Below are 20,146 nucleotides of genomic sequence, written 5' to 3' on the forward strand. Positions count from 1 at the left end.
CCCATGAGTCGCGTCGTCGTCGTCGGGGGTGACGCGGCCGGGATGACCAGCGCGTCGGCCGTCCACCGCCTCCTGCCCGATGTGGAGGTCGTGGTCCTCGAGCGCGGCCACCACACCTCCTACTCCGCGTGCGGCGTGCCCTACTGGGTCGCCGGCGAGATCGACGGCCCGGACGGCCTCGTGGCCCGCTCGCCCGAGGAGCACCGCGAGCGCGGCATCGACGTGCGCCTCGGCAGCGAGGTGGTCGCGGTCGACGTCGACGCCCACGAGGTGCGCTACCGCGACCTCGCGGGGGAGCACACGCTCGCCTACGACCGCCTGGTCGTCGCGACGGGCGCCGGCTCGATCCGGCCGGACCTGCCCGGGGTCCACGCGCCCGGCGTCATGAGCGTCAAGGACCTCGTCGACGGCCAGCAGGTCATCGACCGCATCCAGGCGGGCGCCCGGCGGGCCGTCGTCGTCGGCAGCGGCTACATCGGCATCGAGATGGCCGAGGCATGCCTCGCCCGCGGGCTCGAGGTGGCGGTCGTCGAGCGGGAGTCGACGCCCCTGCCCATCGTCGAGGACGAGATCGGCCGGGTCATCGCCGACGCGATGCGCGAGAAGGGGGCCCGCATGGTCACCGAGGCCGCGGTCACCGGCTTCGACGTCGGCGACGACGGTGCCGTGACGGCCGTACGGACCGACGAGGACACCTTCTCGGCCGACCTCGTGGTCGCGGCCTTCGGCGTCGTCCCCCGCAGCGGGCTGCTCGCCGACGTCGCCGACCTCGGCGTGAAGGACGGCATCGTCACCGACGACCAGCAGCGCGTGCTCGCGCCCGACGGCTCGCTCGTCGCCGACGTGTGGTCGGCGGGTGACTGCGTCGTCACCCACGACCGCATGACGTCGACCCGGATCCACCTGCCGCTCGGCACGCACGCGAACAAGCAGGGCATGGTCGCCGGCGAGTCGGTCGCGGCGTCGCTCGGCGCCGACTGGTCGGGCCGGGTCTTCCCGGGTGTCGTGCAGACCGCGATCACGAAGTTCTGCGACCTTGAGATCGCCCGCGCCGGCCTTGGTCGAGCGCAGGCCGACGACGCGGGCCTGGAGACCGTGAGCGCCGACGTCGAGACCACGACGGTCGCCGGCTACTACCCGGGCGCGGAGCCGATGACCCTCTGGGGCCTCGCCGAGCGCGGCACCCGTCGGCTGCTCGGCGTGCAGCTCGTCGGTCGTGGGGGAGCGGTCCGCATCGACACGGCCGCGATGGCCCTGTGGTCGGGCATGACCGTCGACGAGCTGGTGATGACCGACCTCTCGTACGCGCCGCCGTTCTCGTCGGTGTGGAGCCAGGTGCAGGTCCTCGCCCGTGCGCTCGTGAAGCAGCTCGACCAGTAGGCTGGGCGCACCGCCGTCCGGCCGCCCTGCAAGGAGACTCCATGCCCGTCGCCACCCCCGAGACCTACGCCGCGATGCTCGACAAGGCCAAGAGCGAGTCGTTCGCCTTCCCGGCCATCAACGTGTCGTCGTCGCAGACGCTCAACGCCGCCCTCGCCGGCTTCGCCGAGGCCGAGTCCGACGGCATCATCCAGGTCTCCACCGGCGGCGCCGAGTACTTCTCGGGCCCCACCGTCAAGAACATGGTGTCCGGCTCGCTCGCGTTCGCCGCGTTCGCGCAGGAGGTCGCCAAGAAGTACCCGGTCAACGTCGCCCTGCACACCGACCACTGCCCGAAGGACAAGCTCGACGGCTTCGTCCGCCCGCTCATCGAGGCCTCCACCGAGCGCGTCAAGGGAGGCGGCCTGCCGTACTTCCAGTCGCACATGTGGGACGGCTCGGCCGTGCCGCTCGACGAGAACCTCGTCATCGCGCAGGAGCTGCTCGAGAAGGCCGCCGCCGCGCACATCATCCTCGAGGTCGAGATCGGCGTGGTCGGCGGCGAGGAGGACGGTGTCGAGGGCGGCATGGGCGAGCACCTGTACACGACCCCCGAGGACGCGCTGGCCACGGTCGAGGCGCTCGGCCTCGGCGAGAAGGGCCGCTACCTGACGGCCCTCACGTTCGGCAACGTGCACGGCGTGTACAAGCCCGGCAACGTCAAGCTGCGCCCCGAGGTGCTGAAGGCCGCCCAGGAGGCCGTCGCCGCGAAGTACGGCAAGGACGACGCGTTCGACTTCGTCTTCCACGGCGGCTCCGGCTCCCTCCCCGAGGAGATCTCCGCGGCCGTCGACTACGGCGTCGTCAAGATGAACGTCGACACCGACACCCAGTACGCGTTCACCCGCCCCGTCGTCGGCCACATGTTCACCAACTACGACGGCGTGCTCAAGGTCGACGGCGAGGTCGGCAACAAGAAGGCCTACGACCCCCGCGCCTGGGGCAAGGCCGCCGAGGCCGGCATGGCCGCCCGCGTCGTCGAGGCCTGCCAGAACCTCCGCTCCGCCGGCACCGCCCTCTGACCCACCCGCACCCCCGCCGCAGCCCCGCCCTCGCACGAGGGTGGGGCTGTGGTGCGTCGGCGCGGCTTCTCGGTCGGGTGGGGGTGCGCTGGTGCGGCTTCTCTCTCGGGTGGGGCTGCGCTGGCGCGGCTTTGACTCGTCCTGCGCTCCGAAAGGGCCTCGACCGGGCGGCTGGGCGGGGGTCGGCTTCGGGTCTCGGGCTCTGGCCCGCGTGGGACGCAAGAATCTGCGTTCGTGCGCTGGGATTCGAAGGATGCTGCGTTTGCTACGGGATCCCGTCGTGAACGCAGAAGCGTTCGACCTGGTTCGCGTGAATGCAGAATCTTGGGTGCCCTTTGCGTTGGGGAGACGAAGGATTCTTCCTTCTCGTGGACCGGTCCACGAGAAGGAAGAATCCTTCACACCCCTCGCCCCTCGTCGGTGGCTCTGCCACCTGAAGAGCGCTCAGAAGGTGGCAGATCCACCGCCGGACCGCGCAAACGCAGAATCTTGCGTCCCAACGCGGGAGCCACAGCCCGAGAACCCCGACCAGCTCGCGCCCAACCTCCCGGTCGAGGCCCTTTCGGAGACCACCTCCACGAGAGCCGCGCCAGCGCAGCCCCACCCGACCACCGACCTGCGCCAGCGCAGCCCCACCCGACCGCGAACCCGCACCGACGCAGCCGCAGGTCGACGACCAGCCACCCGCCGCAGCCGCAGGTCGACGACCAGCCACCCGCCGCAGCCGCAGGTCGACGAGAGGCCACGGCGACGCAGCCGCAGGACGAGACCCGCGCACCGGCACGGCAGGCCTGATCGCGCACCCCGGAATTTGCCCGGGGTGGTGCCGGGAGGTACTGTTGAGTGCTGTGCCTGGATTGTCCGGGCCGCTGCGCGCATCCCGCCACCTCGTTCCAGTCCGGCGGCGAGTGCAGCACGACTCAGAGTCCTTCTCGCCTGAAGAAAGAAGTCCGTAGTGCCCACGATCAACCAGTTGGTCCGCAAGGGTCGCCAGAGCAAGGTGACCAAGACCAGCACGCCGGCCCTCAAGGGCTCGCCGCAGCGCCGCGGTGTGTGCACCCGCGTGTACACCACCACCCCGAAGAAGCCGAACTCCGCGCTGCGCAAGGTTGCTCGCGTGCGCCTGTCCTCGGGTACCGAGGTCACGGCCTACATCCCCGGTGAGGGCCACAACCTCCAGGAGCACTCGATCGTGCTCGTGCGTGGCGGTCGTGTGAAGGACCTCCCGGGTGTGCGCTACAAGATCGTCCGCGGCTCCCTCGACACCCAGGGTGTCAAGGGCCGCAAGCAGGCTCGCAGCCGCTACGGCGCGAAGAAGGAGAAGAGCTAATGCCTCGCAAGGGCCCCGCGCCGAAGCGCGTCCCCGAGACCGACCCGGTCTACAACAACCAGCTCGTCACGATGCTGATCAACAAGATCCTCGTCGACGGCAAGAAGCAGACCGCGCAGCGCATCGTGTACTCGGCGCTGGAGGGCACCCGCGAGAAGTCGGGCACCGACCCGGTCGTCACCCTCAAGCGCGCGCTCGACAACGTCAAGCCGGCCCTCGAGGTCAAGTCCCGCCGCGTCGGCGGTGCGACCTACCAGGTCCCGATCGAGGTCCGCCCCGCCCGTCAGACCACCCTCGCCCTGCGCTGGCTGGTCAAGTACTCGAGCGAGCGTCGCGAGAAGACCATGGCCGAGCGCCTCATGAACGAGCTCCTCGACGCCAGCAACGGCCTCGGCGGCAGCGTCAAGAAGCGCGAGGACACGCACAAGATGGCCGAGGCCAACCGCGCCTTCGCCCACTACCGCTGGTGACCCCAGCAGCATCCATCTTCGACGTAAGGAACTGGTAGCTCACCGTGGCAACCGACATCACGACGGACCTCACCCGCGTCCGCAACATCGGCATCATGGCGCACATCGATGCCGGCAAGACCACCACCACCGAGCGGATCCTCTTCTACACCGGGATCACGTACAAGATCGGTGAGGTCCACGACGGTGGCGCCACCATGGACTGGATGGAGCAGGAGCAGGAGCGCGGCATCACGATCACGTCCGCCGCCACCACCTGCTGGTGGAAGGACCACCAGATCAACATCATCGACACCCCCGGGCACGTCGACTTCACGGTCGAGGTAGAGCGCTCGCTGCGCGTCCTCGACGGTGCCGTCGCCGTCTTCGACGGTGTCGCCGGTGTCGAGCCGCAGTCGGAGACCGTGTGGCGTCAGGCCGACAAGTACGGCGTGCCGCGCATGTGCTTCGTCAACAAGCTCGACCGCACGGGCGCCTCGTTCGACTTCTGCGTCAAGACCATCCGCGAGCGCCTCGGCGCCACGCCGCTGGTCCTGCAGCTCCCGATCGGCGCCGAGAGCGACTTCCTCGGTGTCGTCGACCTCGTCGGCATGCGCGCGCTCACCTGGCGCGGCGAGACCACGATCGGTGAGGACTACACGGTCGAGGACATCCCGGCCGACCTGGCCGACGCCGCCGCCGAGGGTCGCGAGGCCCTGCTGGAGACGCTGTCCGACGTCGACGACGAGATCGCCGAGAAGTACCTCGAGGGCGAGGACATCTCCGTCGAGGAGCTGAAGGCGGCCATCCGTCGCGCGACGCTCGCGGCGCAGCTCAACCCGGTCCTGTGCGGCACGGCGTTCAAGAACAAGGGCGTGCAGCCACTGCTCGACGCCGTCGTCGACTTCCTGCCGTCGCCGATCGATGTCGGCGACGTCAAGGGTCACGACGCGAAGGACGAGTCGGTCGAGGCCACCCGCCCGCCGTCGGAGGACGCCCCGTTCGCCGGTCTGGCGTTCAAGATCGCGACCGACCCGCACCTGGGCAAGCTGACCTTCGTGCGCGTCTACTCCGGCCGTCTGGAGGCGGGCACCCAGGTGCTCAACGTCACCAAGGGCCGCAAGGAGCGGATCGGCAAGGTCTACCAGATGCACGCGAACAAGCGTGAGGAGATCGCGTCGGTCGGCGCCGGCCAGATCGTGGCCGTCATGGGCCTCAAGGACACCACCACGGGCGAGACCCTCGCGGACTCGGCGAACCCGATCGTCCTGGAGTCGATGACGTTCCCCGACCCGGTCATCCAGGTCGCCATCGAGCCGAAGACCAAGAGCGACCAGGAGAAGCTCGGCGTCGCCATCCAGAAGCTCGCCGAGGAGGACCCGACGTTCCAGGTCCACACCGACGAGGAGACCGGTCAGACGATCATCGCCGGCATGGGCGAGCTGCACCTCGACATCCTGGTCGACCGCATGAAGCGCGAGTTCAAGGTCGAGGCCAACGTCGGCAAGCCGCAGGTCGCGTACCGCGAGACCATCAAGCGCGCCGTCACCGGCCACAGCTACACGCACAAGAAGCAGACCGGTGGTTCGGGCCAGTTCGCCAAGGTCGTCATCGGCGTGGCCCCCAACGGCCCCGACGCGGGCGGCGAGGGCGGCTACGAGTTCGTCAACGAGGTCACCGGTGGCCGCGTGCCGAAGGAGTACATCCCCTCGGTCGACGCCGGTGGACAGGCGGCCATGGAGTTCGGCGTCCTCGCCGGCTACCCGATGGTCGACGTCAAGTTCACCCTCGAGGACGGCGCCTACCACGACGTCGACTCCAGCGAGCTGGCGTTCAAGCTGGCCGGCAACATGGCCTTCAAGGAGGCCGCGCGCAAGGCCGACCCGGCCCTGCTCGAGCCGATGTTCGCCGTCGAGGTCACGACGCCCGAGGACTACATGGGCGACGTGATCGGCGACCTCAACTCCCGCCGCGGACAGGTCCAGGCGATGGAGGAGGGCTACGGCGGAGCCAAGGTCATCAAGGCCCTGGTCCCGCTCTCGGAGATGTTCGGCTACGTGGGTGACCTGAGGTCCAAGACCTCGGGCCGTGCCTCGTACTCGATGCAGTTCGACTCCTACGCCGAGGTTCCCAAGGCCGTCGCGGAGGAGATCATCAAGAAGGCCCGCGGCGAGTAACCAACGGCGTCATCGGTAAGGTGGCCTAGGTCTCCCAGCGGGACCCGACGGCTTTCAGACCCAGCACCACATCAGACAGCGCAACACTCAACCCAGGAGGAGCCCCAGTGGCTAAGGCGAAGTTCGAGCGGACCAAGCCGCACATGAACATCGGCACCATCGGTCACATCGACCACGGTAAGACGACGCTGACCGCGGCGATCACCAAGGTGCTGCACGACAAGTACCCCGACCTGAACGAGGCCTCGGCCTTCGACCAGATCGACAAGGCTCCTGAGGAGCGTCAGCGCGGCATCACGATCTCGATCGCGCACGTGGAGTACCAGACGGAGAACCGTCACTACGCCCACGTCGACTGCCCCGGCCACGCCGACTACGTGAAGAACATGATCACGGGCGCGGCGCAGATGGACGGCGCGATCCTCGTGGTCGCCGCCACCGACGGCCCGATGCCGCAGACGCGCGAGCACGTCCTCCTGGCGCGCCAGGTCGGCGTCCCGGCCATGGTCGTCGCGCTCAACAAGTGCGACATGGTCGACGACGAGGAGATCCTGGAGCTCGTCGAGCTCGAGGTCCGCGAGCTGCTCAGCGAGCAGGAGTTCGACGGCGACAACGTCCCCGTCGTCAAGGTCGCGGCCCACCCGGCGCTGCAGGGTGACGCCAAGTGGGGCGAGTCGATCCTCGAGCTCATGAACGCGGTCGACGAGTACATCCCGATGCCCCCGCGTGAGACGGACAAGCCGTTCCTCATGCCGGTCGAGGACGTCTTCACGATCACCGGTCGTGGCACCGTCATCACGGGTCGTATCGAGCGTGGCGTCGTCAAGGTCAACGAGACGGTCGACATCGTCGGCATCCGTGAGACCAAGCAGACCACCACGGTCACCGGCATCGAGATGTTCCGCAAGCTGCTCGACGAGGGCCAGGCCGGCGAGAACGTCGGCCTCCTGCTCCGTGGCACGAAGCGCGAGGACGTCGAGCGCGGCATGGTCATCATCGCCCCCGGCTCGACCACCCCGCACACGGAGTTCGAGGGCCAGGTCTACATCCTGTCCAAGGAGGAGGGTGGCCGTCACACGCCGTTCTTCAACAACTACCGTCCGCAGTTCTACTTCCGGACCACGGACGTCACCGGCGTCGTCACGCTGCCCGAGGGCACCGAGATGGTCATGCCCGGCGACAACACCGAGATGAGCGTCCAGCTCATCCAGCCGATCGCCATGGAGGAGGGCCTGCGCTTCGCCATCCGCGAGGGCGGCCGTACCGTCGGCGCCGGCCGTGTCACCAAGATCAACAAGTGATCTGACGACACACCAGCTCTGCTGCAGCGAAGCCCCTCGGACCTTCGGGTCCGGGGGGCTTCGTCGTGCTCGGGCGGCAGCGCGACCGACCCACCCGACGTCGGAGGGACCGTCTGCGGACGTCAGCCGAGGGAGTCGCCGTGGCCGAGCAGCAGCGTGCGCAGGAGCGTGGCCAGCTGGCGTCGCTGGTCGACGTCCAGGGGGGCGAGGAGGGAGTCCTCGTTCTCGACGTGCGCGGGGAGCGCGGCGTCGACGAGGTCCCGTCCCGCCTCGGTGAGCTGGACGTTGACGCTGCGTCGGTTGGTCGGCTCGGTCGACCGCTCGACGAGGCCGCGGTCCTCGAGCCGGTTGAGCCGGTGCGAGACCGCGCCGGACGTGACCATCGTGTGGGAGGTCAGACGACCGACGGGCAGCCGGTAGGGGGCGCCCGAGCGGAGCAGGGTGGCCAGGACGTCGAACTCTCCGGGCTGGAGGTCGAAGGACGCCAGCCGCTTGGCGATGCGCCGGTCCAGGAGGGCCGCCGCGCGGCTCACCCTGCCGACCACCTCCATGGGACTGACGTCGATCTCCGGCCGCTCGACACCCCACTGCTCCACCACGTCGTCCACGAGATCTCCCACGTCACGAGACTATCACTCAGTGTTCACCTCAATAGTTGAGCATTAAAAGGATAAACGCTAAGGTATCGGTCGGGGGTGAGACCCATGACCCGAACCACGCTCACGACACCACGCACCGCACCGGCGGTCCCGCGATCCGCCCACCGGTCCGCGCCGAGGATCCCGATCCGTCTCGGGGAGGAGGTGCGGGCGGCGCTGGACGACGGACGACCAGTCGTCGCGCTGGAGACGAACGTGACCGCCAACGGCCTCCCGGCGCCGCGCCGCGTCGCCGCCGGCCTGGAGTGCGAGCGTCGCGTCCGCGCCTGCGGCGTCGTGCCGGCCAGCCTGGCCGTCCTCGACGGGACGGTCGTGGTCGGGCTGGTCCAGCAGGAGCACGAACGGCTCGCGGAGGGGGCGCGCAAGATCGGGAGCCGTGAGCTCGCCTCCGCGGTGGCGAGCGGGACGTCCGGCGCCACCACGATCTCCGCGGCCATGGTGGTCGCGGAGCTGACAGGCATCGACGTCGTCGCCTCCGCCGGACTCGGCGGGGTGCACCGGGACTACGTCGAGACGATGGACGTGTCCGCCGACCTGCACCAGCTCGTGCGCTCGCGCGTCGTGGTCGTCTCGGCCGGGGTGAAGTCGGTCCTCGACATCCCCCGGACCCTGGAGTTCCTCGAGACGAGAGGCGTGCCCGTCATCGGGTACCGGTGCGACGACTTTCCCGCGTTCCTGTGCCGGTCCAGTGGCCTGCCGAACCCCGAGCGCATCGACGACCTCGGCGTGCTGGCCGACGCGATCGGGCTGCACCGCAGCCTGCCGGGCACGGGCTCGGTCCTCGTGACCCACCCCATCGCGGCGGAGGACGCGCTCGACGAGCAGGAGGTCGGTGCCGCCATCGACCGTGCTCTCGCCCGCGCCGCCGCCGAGGGCGTCCGGGGTGCCGCGGTGACGAACTTCCTCACCCGGGAGGTCGCCGCCGCGACCGCCGGTCGGTCCTCCGCCGCGAACGAGGCCGTCGTGCTGCAGGTCGCCGCCGTCGGCGCCGAGGTCGCCGCGGCTCTCGCCCCGGCCCTGGCAGAGCAGGCGCGATGAGGACGCCGTCGTCCACCTCCCTGACCACGTCGGGCCAGGTGCGGTGCGTGCTCTTCGACCTCGACGGCACGCTGGTCGACACGCCTCATGCCATCGCACGCGAGCTGGCGGCAGCGGTGGGCGCGACCACGGGCACCGCACCTCGTGACGAGGCGGCACGTCGCCTCATCGGCCTGCCGCTGGACGTGATGGTCGCTCGGCTCGCCCCTGGCGCGACGCCACCGGAGCGTGCCGAGGCGGTCGCGGACTACCGGCGTCGGTTCCGCGAGCGGATCGTGCCCGAGGCCGCCGCACTGCTCTACCCCGGCGTCGTCGACGGCCTCGCGAGGATGCACGACGCAGGCCTCGCGCTCGCCGTCGTGACCAGCAAGTACCACGACAGCGCCGTCGCGATCCTCGCCTCCGCCGGGATCGCGGACGCCTTCCCCGTCGTGGTCGGGGCGGACGACGTGCAGCACCCCAAGCCTCACGCCGAGCACGCCCTCCACGCCCTTCGTGCCCTCGGACGGGGTGCCGACGTCAGCGTCGTGGTGGGCGACACCGCGCACGACGTCCAGATGGCCCGAGCTGCGGGGATGCACTGCATAGGCCTCGACCACGGCGTCGAAGCGGCCGAGACGTTGCGGTCGGCGGGGGCCCACGACGTGCTCTCGCACCTCGACGCGCTGACCCTTCTCCTGCTCGACCACGCCCCGACGAGGACCTGACATGACCGTCGACCACTTGGTCGCCACGCCGACCGCCCAGCCGCCCGCCGGTCTCGCCGGGACCCTCGTCGGGTCAGCGGCGGTGCCCGACGCCGTGGCAGCGCTGCCACTGCGGCTCACCTGCCTGCCGCGCACGGCCGGCCTGGTGCACCTCCACGCGTCGGCCCGCGACCACACGGCCGACCAGGCCGTGTTCGTGCGTGCCGCTCGACGCATCATCCGCCTCGTGCTGGAGGAGGCCCTCGCGGTCCGACGGCACGAGCCGCACCCCGTCCGCACGCCGCTCGGTGCGACGTTCGCCGGGGTCGCTCCCCGTGCACCGCGGCTCACCGCGGTCTCGGTGCCCCGCGCCGGCGACGCGATGGAGCACGAGCTGCGCGAGATGCTCCCGGACACCAGGTTCGGCAAGATCCTGATCCAGCGCGACCCGGTGACCACGCAGCCGCAGCTGTTCTACGCCAAGCTCCCGCGGCTGGCCCGCGGGTCCGACGTGATCCTGCTGGACCCGATGATGGCCACGTCCGGCACGGTGCAGCTCGCGCTCAGCACCCTCGTGGACGCCGGTCTGCTGCTCGAGGACGTCATCCTCGCCAACGTCCTCACCTGTCCGTCGGCGCTGGAACGCCTGGCGCAGGTGGCCCCGGGTCTGCGCGTGGTCACCAGCTTCGTGGACGAACGGCTCACCGAACAGGCGTTCATGCACCCCGGCATCGGCGACTTCGGTGACCGCTTCTACGGGACGACCGCATGAGCGGGCTGGAGGTGCGTCCCGCGCCGTCGCCGCCTGCGCAGGCCTCGCTCGTCGGCCTGACCCTGCTGGCGGCGATCGCGCCGCTCGTGTGGGGCACCACCTACGTCGTCACGACGGAGATGCTGCCACCCGACCGACCTCTGACGGCGGGCTTCCTGCGCGCCGCGGTGGCGGGGCTGCTGCTGCTCGCGATCGCGCCGGGCCTGCCGCCGGTGGGGTGGCGCCTGCGCACGGTGGTGCTGGGGGTGCTGAACATCGGAGCGTTCTTCCCGCTGCTGTTCATCAGCGCGTACCGGCTCCCCGGCGGACTGGCCGCCGTCGTCGGCTCGCTGCAACCGCTCATCATCGCCGCGCTCACCGCGATGCTCGGCTGGCGCCAGCCGCCCCGGCGGCAGGTGGCGCTCGCCGTGGTCGCGGCCGGCGGGGTGGCGCTCATGACCGTCACCTCGCGCACGAGCGTCGACGCGTGGGGGATCGCGGCGGCGATCGCGGGCACGGCGAGCATGGCGGTCGGGATCCTGCTCTCGAGCCGCTGGCGCCTCCCTGCTGACTACCGCCCGCTGACGTGCACGGCCTGGCAGCTCGTCGTCGGCGGCATCGTGATCGCGCCGCTCGTCCCGTTCACCGACACCGGCGCCCTCGAGCTCGACGCGACGGCCGTCCTCGGCTACCTGTGGCTCGCTCTCGTCGGTGGTGCCCTCGGGTACGGCGTCTGGCTGCACGGTGCCCGGCAGCTGCCGCCGGCGAGCACCGCGCTGCTCGGCATGCTCAGCCCGCTGATGGCCGCAGTGCTCGGCTGGGTCGTGCTCGGTCAGTCCCTCGGTCCGCTGCAGTGCCTGGGCTTCGCGCTGGCGCTCGGCGGGGCCGCGGCGGGCCAGCTCGTCGGCCTGCGCGCAGCGCGCCGGGACCGCTGAGCCCCGCTCCTCCCTCCCCCGTCCTCCGCTCCGCCACGTCCTCACCCCCCGTCCCGACACCGTCGCCTCATCCGACCTGCAGGAGCAGCATCATGTCGAGTCCCCCCATGTCCGCGGTCGCGGTGGTCCCCCGCGACGGCACCCCCGCCTCCCGCCCGACGATCGTCGCGATGCTCGCCGCCGCGGTGCGCGAGCGACCCGACGCGCCCGCCGTGGTCGACGACGAGGGGGTCCTGACCTTCGAGGACCTCTGGCGCGACGCCGGCATCCTCGCGCGCCGCCTCCTCCACGCCGGCGTCGCCCGCGGCGACTGCGTCGGTCTGTTCCTGGAGCCGGGTCGGTCCCTGGTCGTGAGCGTGTGGGCGGTGCTGCGCGCCGGTGCGGTGTACGTCCCTCTCGCGGTCGACTACCCGACGCCTCGCCTCCAGCTCATGGCCCGTGACTCGGGGCTCCGTCTCGTCGTGACGGCGCCCGGGCTGCGGGCGCGCGCGGAGTCGACGCTCCCCGCGTGCGTCGGGATCCTCACGGCCGGGGGAGGGAACGGCGCTGACGTCCTCACGGCCGCGACCGAGACCGGCGGTGGGGCCGAGCCCGAGATCGGGCCGGACGACCGTGCCTACGTCATCTACACGTCGGGAACCACCGGTCGGCCCAAGGGCGTCGCGATCCGGCACGGTGGGCTGGTCGCGCAGCTCGACTGGCTCGGCCGCGACCACGACCTGGGGCCCGGGGCTCGCATCCTGCTCAAGACGCCGACGAGCTTCGACGCCGCACAGTGGGAGCTGCTGGCCGGCGCGACCGGCGCGACGGTCGTCGTCGCACCGCAGGGTGCCCATCGTGACCTCGGCGCGCTGTGCACCCTCGTGCGCCGGCACCAGGTCACCCACCTGCAGTGCGTCCCCACGGTCTGGTCGGCCCTGGTCGCCACGCCGGACCTCGCCACGTGCACGTCCCTGACCGCCCTGTTCAGCGGGGGAGAGGCGCTCACCGCGTCGCTCGCTCGCGAGCTCGTGCGGCTGCAGCCGTCGGCTCGACTCGTGAACCTCTACGGCCCGACGGAGACCACGATCAACGTGACCGCGCACGTCGTCACGGCCACCGATCTCGACGCCGCGGGGATCGTGTCGATCGGTCGCCCGGTCCCGGGGTCGTGGGCCGTGGTCCTCGGCGAGGACGGCACACCGTGCCCGCCCGGTGAGCTGGGTGAGCTGTGCATCGGAGGGGTGCAGCTCGCTGCCGGGTACGTCGGTCTCGACGAGCTGACCGCGGAACGCTTCCCGTCCATCGTCCTCGAGGGCCGGTCGCGGCGCGTCTACCGCACGGGTGACCTGGTGCGTCGTGACGCGACGGGGCTCCTCGAGTTCCACGGCCGGTCCGACGACCAGGTCAAGGTCAACGGGCACCGCATCGAGACCCTCGAGGTCAAGACCGCCATCGAGGCCCACCACTGGGTGGCCGACGCGGAGGTGCTGCCCTGGGTCGACCCGCGCACCGGCGCGTGCAGCCTGGCGGCGTTCGTGGCCCTCGACAGCGACGAGGCGCCGTTGATGGACCAGGGGGCGACCGGACAGCACCACCTGTCCAAGGACGACCACACGCAGGTCCACGCCCAGCTCGCCGATCCCGGTGTCCGTCACGACCTGGACGCGGCGTCCGGGATCGCGCTGCCCGGGCCGGACGGGCGGCCCGAGCAGCGGGAGCTGGCCTTCCGCCGCACGTCGTACCGCACGTTCGAGGGCGGGGTGGTGACGCTGGACCACGTGCTCCGGCTCGTGCAGGGCGAGCGGCGGGCGCTGACCGGACCGCGCGCGCTCGCCGATCTGGTCGACCTCGCCGACCTGCTGCGCTGGTTCGGGGCGTTCGACAGCGAGGAGCGGCTGCTCCCGAAGTACGCCTACGCCTCGCCCGGTGCGTTGTACGCCACCCAGGTGTACGTCGAGGTGTCCGGGGTGCGCGGTCTCGACGACGGCGTCCACTACTACCACCCACGACGTCACACGCTGCACCGAGTCGGCGACGGCTCGCTGCCGTCGAGGGCCCACCGGGTCGACCCGGCCGCGCGGGTGCGTCTGCACCTGCGGGGAGTCCGTGACGCGATCCGGTCGGTCTACGCCATCAACGTCGACGAGGTGCTGGCCTTCGAGGTCGGTCACCTCCTCGGACTGCTCGACGACGTCGCCGCCGCACACGGCCGGACGGTCGCGGTCGTGGACGACGCCGTGCCGCCGGCGGTCGGGGTCGTGGGCGACGTCTGCTGGACCACCGTCGACCTCGTGGTCTCCACGGGCGCGATGGCCGCCGTGGAGCGTCCCGACCCTGGCGTCGGCCCCGAGGGCCTCGACGTGCTCGTCCAGGTGCACGGTCAGGTCGTGGGACTGCGGCCCGGCCTCTACCGGGTCCGGCTGGGCGGCACGGGCGCGGAGCCGGACCCTGGCCCCTGGCTCGAGCCCCTCGGGGACGAGGTCGTCGAGCGTCGTCACGTCGTCGCCATCAACCAGCGCAGCTACGCCGCGTCGGCGTTCGCCGTGGCGCTGCGGTGCCCCCGCTCGGCAGGGCTGCCCGGGCTGCGAGAGCTCGGTCGGGCGCTGCACCGGCTGCAGGACAACGCCGTCGGCATCGGCCTGCTCTCCTCGGGGTACTCCTCGTTGTCGGGCCGGGAGCTCCCCGCGGCGGCACGACTCACGGAGCTGCTGCCGGAGGACGGCGACCAGCTGTCCTACGTCGCGCTCGCCGGCCGGGTCAGCGAGGACCAGCAGCGGGCTGAGGACATGCGCGAGGACGTCGTGCACATGAGCGGTCCGCAGGAGATCCTGCGCGACGACCTTGCCGCGGCGCTGCCGCGCTACATGGTGCCGAGCAGGGTCGTGGTGGTGCCCCGCATGCCGATCAGCGCGACCGGCAAGGTCGACCGGGCGGCACTGCTCGCGGTGCTGCAGGACGAGGCGACCGCCTCGCGCGGTGAGGACCGGCCGCCGGTCGGCCCGGTCGAGCAGCGCATCGCCGCCTGCTGGACGCAGGTCCTGGGCCAGGACGTCCTCGACGTCGAGCTCGACTTCTTCGCGGCCGGCGGGAACAGCCTCGCCGCGGTGCGCCTCGTGCACCTGGTCAACGACCGCCTGGGTGCCGCGCTTCCGGTGCACGTGCTCTTCACGCACGGCACGGTGCGCCAGCTCGCGGCGCGGGTCGTCGAGGCCGAGGGGGACCTGGCTCCCACGACCCCCAGCCGGCTCGTCCGGCTCGTCGACGGCGACGGTCCGGCGGTCGTGCTGTGGCCGGGCCTCGGCGGCTATCCCGCGAGCCTCGCACCGCTGGCCCGGCTCGTCGCGCGTGGCCGCCCGGTGGTCGCCGTCCAGACGCGGGGCCTCAACGAGGGCGAGCGTCCGGTGGACGACATCGACGAGCTTGTGGCGTCGGACCTGGCGGAGATCGAGCCTCTGCTCCCGGCCGGTGCGCCCACCTTCGTCGGCTACTCCTTCGGGGCGCGGGTCGCCACCGACGTCGCGTGGACGCTGGCGCAGCGGGGCGTCGACGTCGAGCTGGTGCTGCTCGCGCCAGGGTCGCCGCTGGTGCCCGACGCGCCCGACCCCGCAGGCGAGGCCGACTTCGCCGACCCCTACTTCCGGGCGATCCTCTGGTCCGTGTTCCTGGGCCGGCTGCCCGACCCGCGCCTGGTCGCCGCGACCCGTGATCGACCAGGCTTCGAGCGGCTCCTGCGCGAGCAGCGCCCCGAGCTCGAGCCGGGGCTCGCCGCCCGCATCGTCGACGTGGTGCTGGCGACCTTTGGCCTGCGAGGCGCCGAGGCGGGACACCTGCGCGCCGTGGTCGAGAGGGCCCGTGTGATCGACGCCGAGGGTGACGGGTGGTCCTTCCTCGACCGTCTGGACCTCGATCTCGCGCCGCAGCGGGTCAGCATCCCGATCGACCACTACGACGTGCTTCGTGGACCCGGGGTCCAGGTCGTGGCCGACCTGCTCGGCGAGCCCGCGCTCACGTGACGGACTCGCTCGACGTCGGCGACCGGCGCGAGGGGCCCCGAGCGTGAGCGGGTGCCCGCGCGTGCGCCCGCAGGGCGCGACGAGCCGAGGGATCGGGCGTCCCCGGGCAGGTCCGCGGCGGCGAGCCACGTCCGAGCGGGACGTCCTGGTCGACCGCGGGCGAGGGCGATTTGTGCTGGGGCGGGGGAGTCTGTCAGACTAGTGCGGTTGCTCCGGCCGGATCGCTGGGGCGTGCCCGCCCGGAACTCACGCCGGGATCGACGAGCGCGCCGCATCGTGTTGTTGAAAGACAGCACCGCGACCGGCCTGACTGCTGGAAGCGCAGCGACGCGGACTCCCCGGAGGCCGCGGCCCGCGACCGGAAGTCCAACCACCCAACTCCAGAAGGTTCGCGGACGCTCGTGGTCACCACTGCGACACGCCCGACCTCGGGGGGCGGAGGGGAGCGATCCCCTCCAGGGAGAACAAGCCCCAGGGGCACACCAAGCTGACGAAGAGTAAGGACGACCAGAGCATGGCGGGACAGAAGATCCGTATCCGGCTCAAGGCCTATGACCACGAGGTGATCGACACCTCGGCGCGCAAGATCGTCGACACGGTCACGCGCACCGGAGCCTCCGTGGCCGGCCCCGTGCCCCTGCCGACCGAGAAGAACGTGTTCTGCGTGATCCGGTCGCCGCACAAGTACAAGGACAGCCGCGAGCACTTCGAGATGCGTACGCACAAGCGGCTCATCGACATCATCGACCCCACGCCGAAGACCGTCGACTCGCTCATGCGTCTCGACCTGCCGGCCGGTGTCGACATCGAGATCAAGCTCTGAGGGAGGACGAGAACACCATGAGCACCTCCTCCACCGTCAACGCGCGCGGCCTCCTCGGCCGCAAGCTCGGCATGACGCAGGTCTGGGACGACGAGGGCAAGATCGTCCCCGTCACCGTCCTCGCCGCCGAGACGAACGTGGTCACCCAGATCCGCACCGCCGAGACCGACGGCTACACCGCCGTCCAGATCGGCTTCGGCGAGATCGACGGCCGCAAGATCACCAAGCCGCAGGCTGGTCACTTCGCGAAGGCCGGCGTCACGCCGCGCCGTCACGTCGTCGAGATCCGCACCGAGGCCATCGGCGACTACACGCTCGGCCAGGAGATCTCGCCGGAGATCTTCGCCGCAGGTGACGAGATCGACGTGACCGCCACCAGCAAGGGCAAGGGATTCGCCGGCGTCATGAAGCGTCACGGCTTCGCCGGTGTCTCCGCCTCGCACGGTGCGCACCGCAACCACCGCAAGCCCGGCTCGATCGGCGCGTGCGCCACCCCGGGTCGCGTCTTCAAGGGTCTGCGCATGGCCGGCCACATGGGTGCCGAGACCGTCACGACCCAGAACCTGACCGTCCACGCCGTGGATGCCGCCAAGGGCGTCATCCTCGTCAAGGGTGCGGTCCCCGGCCCGAGGGGTGGACTCGTCGTGGTCCGCTCCGCGGCCAAGTCCGCCTCCAGCGCGAAGGGAGCCTGACCCATGGCTGTCAAGACCATCGATGCAGCGCTGCCCGTCGACATCTTCGGCGTGCAGACGAACATCCCCCTCATTCACCAGGTCGTCACCGCCCAGCTCGCGGCCGCCCGTCAGGGCACGCACGACGTCAAGTCACGGGGCGAGGTCTCGGGCGGCGGCAAGAAGCCGTGGCGTCAGAAGGGCACGGGCCGCGCGCGCGCTGGCTCGATCCGCGCTCCGCACTTCACCGGCGGTGGAATCGTGCACGGCCCGACGCCGCGCAGCTACGACCAGCGCACGCCCAAGAAGATGAAGGCCGCCGCCCTGCGCGGTGCCCTCTCGGACCGGGCCCGCTCCGGTCGCCTGCACGTCGTCGAGTCGCTCGTCACGGGTGAGGCGCCCTCCACCAAGGCCGCCGTCGCCGCGATCGCCGAGCTCACCACGCGTCGTCGGGTACTCGTCGTCGTGCGTCGCGAGGACGCCGTCACGGCCCTCAGCCTGCGCAACGTCACGGACCTCGTCGTGCTGACCTTCGACCAGCTGAACACCTACGACGTCGTGCTCAGCGACGACGTGATCTTCACGCAGGACGCCTTCGAGGCGTTCGTCGAGGCCCGCTCCGCCGAGGGTGCCGAGACCATCGCGCTCAGCGCGGCGGTCGTCGAGGCCGATGCGAAGCCGGCCGCCAAGCAGGCCAAGAAGGCTCCGGCCAAGAAGACTCCGGCGAAGAAGGCCGCGGCTCAGGCCGAGGTCGCCGCCCCGGCCGCCGACGCCGGGACGGAGGGTGCGACCAAGACGCAGCCCTACGGCCCCGGCTCCAAGGCCCCGCTCAAGAGCGGCAACGCGCCCAAGGGCCACGAGATCAAGGGCGACGTCGACGCGATGACGTTCCACACGCCGGACAGCCCCTCCTACGACCAGGCGGTCGCCGGGGTCTGGTTCGACACCGAGGAGACCGCGCAGGACGCCGGTTTCGAGAAGGCTGGTGAGTGACCGCATGAGCACCCTGCACAAGGACCACCGCGACGTCCTGATCGCGCCCGTCGTCTCCGAGAAGACGTACGCGCTCATCGACGACAACAAGTACACGTTCCTGGTTCACCCCGACGCGAACAAGACGGAGATCAAGATCGCCGTCGAGAACGTGTTCGGCGTCAAGGTGACGGCCGTGAACACGCTGAACCGCAAGGGCAAGACGCGCCGCACCCGCAACGGGCTCGGCAAGCGCAAGGACACCAAGCGGGCCATCGTGAGCGTCGCCGCCGGCCAGAGCATCGACATCTTCTCGAGCCCGAGCTGAGGACTGATCAGACATGGCTATCCGTAAGTACAAGCCGACCACGCCGGGCCGTCGCGGCTCCAGCGTCGCCGACTTCGCCGAGATCACCCGGACCACGCCGGAGAAGTCCCTCGTCGAGCCGCTGCCCAAGAAGGGCGGTCGCAACAACCAGGGTCGGATCACCACGCGTCACCAGGGTGGCGGTCACAAACGCGCCTACCGCGTGATCGACTTCAAGCGCTACGACAAGGACGGCGTGCCGGCCAAGGTCGCTCACATCGAGTACGACCCCAACCGCACCGCGCGCATCGCGCTCCTGCACTACGCCGACGGCGAGAAGCGCTACATCATCGCGCCCGACGGCATCCGCCAGGGCCAGGCCATCGAGGCCGGCCCGACCGCGGACATTAAGGTCGGCAACAACCTGCCGCTGCGCAACATCCCCGTCGGCACCCAGATCCACGCCGTGGAGCTGCGTCCGGGCGGTGGCGCCAAGATGGGCCGCTCCGCCGGTGTGCGCGTGCAGCTCGTCGCCAAGGAGGGCTCGCGCGCCCAGCTGCGTCTGCCCTCCGGCGAGATGCGCTACGTCGACGTCCGCTGCCGCGCCACGATCGGCGAGGTCGGCAACGCCGAGCAGTCCAACATCAACTGGGGCAAGGCCGGCCGCAACCGCTGGAAGGGCAAGCGCCCGACCGTCCGTGGTGTGGCCATGAACCCGATCGACCACCCGCACGGTGGCGGTGAGGGCAAGACCTCGGGTGGTCGCCACCCGGTCTCGCCCTGGGGCAAGCCCGAGGGCCGGACGCGCAAGCGCAAGGCCAGTGACCAGATGATCGTCCGCCGCCGCAAGTCCGGCCGCTGAGCCTCGACGAGCTCAGGAATCCAGGAGTAGAGAATGCCCCGTAGTTTGAAGAAGGGTCCCTTCGTCGACGGCCACCTCGAGAAGAAGGTGGACGCTCAGAACGATGCCGGAACCCACACCGTGATCAAGACCTGGTCGCGTCGCTCGATGATCCTGCCGTCCTTCATCGGACACACGATCGCCGTGCACGACGGCCGCAAGCACGTCCCGGTGTTCATCACCGACGCGATGGTCGGGCACAAGCTGGGCGAGTTCGCCCCCACCCGCACCTTCCGCGGTCACGAGAAGGACGACCGAAAGGCGAAGAGGCGATGAGTGCAGCCACCCGAGAGAACGTCAGCGAGCGCCGTGCGCGTCTGCTGGGCGAGGCCGCCGGCTCCTTCGCCGTGGCCCGCTTCGTGCGCGTCACCCCGCAGAAGGCGCGCCGTGTGGGCGACCTGATCCGCGGCATGGACACGCAGGAGGCCCTGGCCATCCTGCAGTTCGCCCCGCAGGCCGTCGCGTCCAACTTCTACAAGCTGGTCGAGTCCGCCGTCGCGAACGCGGTGAGCACCGAGGGTCTGGACGCGTCCGACCTGGTGATCTCCACGCTGCTCGTCGAGGAGGGCCCGACGATGAAGCGGTGGCGTCCGCGCGCGAAGGGTGCGGCGAGCCGCATCCTCAAGCGCACCAGCCACCTCACCGTCGTCGTGCAGCCGTCCGCCGACGTGCCGCAGTCGCGCAAGAACACGAAGAAGGGCGGTCGCTGA

At 70.8% G+C, this 20,146-nt stretch carries 19 protein-coding genes; 18 read left to right on the forward strand and 1 reads right to left on the reverse strand.

The window, feature by feature from the left end:
• The first annotated feature begins 3 nt into the window (after window positions 1-3).
• The 6 genes from AC3WRM_RS14965 to tuf all read left to right on the forward strand — a co-directional run bounded on the left by AC3WRM_RS14965 (window position 4) and on the right by tuf (window position 7,698).
• Window positions 4-1,380: an FAD-dependent oxidoreductase gene (locus AC3WRM_RS14965; RefSeq protein WP_492249316.1), complete on the forward strand. Its 1,377-nt coding sequence runs from the start codon at window positions 4-6 to the stop codon at window positions 1,378-1,380.
• Between the two features lie 41 nt (window positions 1,381-1,421).
• Window positions 1,422-2,441, forward strand: coding sequence for a class II fructose-bisphosphate aldolase (fbaA, locus tag AC3WRM_RS14970; protein WP_492249317.1), 1,020 nt, complete (start codon window positions 1,422-1,424; stop codon window positions 2,439-2,441).
• 955 nt (window positions 2,442-3,396) lie between these two features.
• Complete coding sequence (gene rpsL / locus AC3WRM_RS14975; RefSeq protein WP_067859838.1) at window positions 3,397-3,771, forward strand: 30S ribosomal protein S12; 375 nt, start codon at window positions 3,397-3,399, stop codon at window positions 3,769-3,771.
• Complete coding sequence (gene rpsG, locus AC3WRM_RS14980) at window positions 3,771-4,241, forward strand: 30S ribosomal protein S7 (protein WP_492249318.1); 471 nt, start codon at window positions 3,771-3,773, stop codon at window positions 4,239-4,241. Before rpsL ends, rpsG begins: the two co-directional genes overlap by 1 nt.
• Window positions 4,242-4,285: 44 nt before the next feature.
• On the forward strand, window positions 4,286-6,397 hold the full coding sequence (fusA, locus tag AC3WRM_RS14985; RefSeq protein WP_492249319.1) for an elongation factor G: 2,112 nt from the start codon (window positions 4,286-4,288) through the stop codon (window positions 6,395-6,397).
• Between the two features lie 107 nt (window positions 6,398-6,504).
• Window positions 6,505-7,698, forward strand: a complete 1,194-nt coding sequence (gene tuf / locus AC3WRM_RS14990) for an elongation factor Tu (RefSeq protein ID WP_492249320.1) — start codon at window positions 6,505-6,507, stop codon at window positions 7,696-7,698.
• 122 nt (window positions 7,699-7,820) lie between these two features.
• Here the strand turns inward: tuf and AC3WRM_RS14995 are convergent, their stop codons facing one another.
• Window positions 7,821-8,318, reverse strand: coding sequence for a MarR family winged helix-turn-helix transcriptional regulator (locus tag AC3WRM_RS14995; RefSeq protein ID WP_492249321.1), 498 nt, complete (start codon window positions 8,316-8,318; stop codon window positions 7,821-7,823).
• Between the two features lie 84 nt (window positions 8,319-8,402).
• Between AC3WRM_RS14995 and AC3WRM_RS15000 the strand changes: the two genes are divergently transcribed.
• The 12 genes from AC3WRM_RS15000 to rplV all read left to right on the forward strand — a co-directional run bounded on the left by AC3WRM_RS15000 (window position 8,403) and on the right by rplV (window position 20,146).
• Complete coding sequence (locus tag AC3WRM_RS15000) at window positions 8,403-9,395, forward strand: pseudouridine-5'-phosphate glycosidase (RefSeq protein WP_492249322.1); 993 nt, start codon at window positions 8,403-8,405, stop codon at window positions 9,393-9,395.
• A complete protein-coding gene (locus tag AC3WRM_RS15005) occupies window positions 9,392-10,102 on the forward strand; it encodes an HAD family hydrolase (protein WP_492249323.1) in 711 nt (236 codons plus the stop codon). Before AC3WRM_RS15000 ends, AC3WRM_RS15005 begins: the two co-directional genes overlap by 4 nt.
• Before the next feature lies 1 nt (window position 10,103).
• A complete protein-coding gene (upp, locus tag AC3WRM_RS15010; RefSeq protein WP_492249324.1) occupies window positions 10,104-10,853 on the forward strand; it encodes a uracil phosphoribosyltransferase in 750 nt (249 codons plus the stop codon).
• A complete protein-coding gene (locus AC3WRM_RS15015; RefSeq protein WP_492249325.1) occupies window positions 10,850-11,767 on the forward strand; it encodes an EamA family transporter in 918 nt (305 codons plus the stop codon). The genes upp and AC3WRM_RS15015 overlap by 4 nt, the downstream gene beginning before the upstream one ends.
• 92 nt (window positions 11,768-11,859) lie before the next feature.
• Entirely contained in the window at window positions 11,860-15,762 is a 3,903-nt protein-coding gene (locus AC3WRM_RS15020; protein ID WP_492249326.1) for a non-ribosomal peptide synthetase, read from the forward strand.
• A gap of 514 nt (window positions 15,763-16,276) precedes the next feature.
• A complete protein-coding gene (rpsJ, locus tag AC3WRM_RS15025) occupies window positions 16,277-16,585 on the forward strand; it encodes a 30S ribosomal protein S10 (RefSeq protein WP_067859819.1) in 309 nt (102 codons plus the stop codon).
• A 17-nt stretch (window positions 16,586-16,602) separates the two neighbouring features.
• Window positions 16,603-17,277 carry a 50S ribosomal protein L3 gene (gene rplC / locus AC3WRM_RS15030; RefSeq protein ID WP_492249327.1) on the forward strand — a complete coding sequence of 225 codons (675 nt, stop codon included), beginning with the start codon at window positions 16,603-16,605 and terminating at the stop codon, window positions 17,275-17,277.
• Window positions 17,278-17,280: 3 nt separating this feature from the next.
• A complete protein-coding gene (rplD, locus tag AC3WRM_RS15035) occupies window positions 17,281-18,249 on the forward strand; it encodes a 50S ribosomal protein L4, sunset domain variant (protein WP_492249328.1) in 969 nt (322 codons plus the stop codon).
• 4 nt (window positions 18,250-18,253) lie between these two features.
• Window positions 18,254-18,556: a 50S ribosomal protein L23 gene (gene rplW / locus AC3WRM_RS15040; RefSeq protein WP_067859810.1), complete on the forward strand. Its 303-nt coding sequence runs from the start codon at window positions 18,254-18,256 to the stop codon at window positions 18,554-18,556.
• 13 nt (window positions 18,557-18,569) lie between these two features.
• Window positions 18,570-19,397 carry a 50S ribosomal protein L2 gene (rplB, locus tag AC3WRM_RS15045; protein WP_067859807.1) on the forward strand — a complete coding sequence of 276 codons (828 nt, stop codon included), beginning with the start codon at window positions 18,570-18,572 and terminating at the stop codon, window positions 19,395-19,397.
• A 33-nt stretch (window positions 19,398-19,430) separates the two neighbouring features.
• Window positions 19,431-19,712 (forward strand): 30S ribosomal protein S19, encoded by a 282-nt coding sequence (gene rpsS / locus AC3WRM_RS15050; protein WP_067859804.1) that lies wholly within the window; start codon window positions 19,431-19,433, stop codon window positions 19,710-19,712.
• Window positions 19,709-20,146 carry a 50S ribosomal protein L22 gene (rplV, locus tag AC3WRM_RS15055; RefSeq protein WP_492249329.1) on the forward strand — a complete coding sequence of 146 codons (438 nt, stop codon included), beginning with the start codon at window positions 19,709-19,711 and terminating at the stop codon, window positions 20,144-20,146. Before rpsS ends, rplV begins: the two co-directional genes overlap by 4 nt.

It is taken from the genome of Aeromicrobium sp. EU05-FHT14F07, from assembly GCF_058790455.1.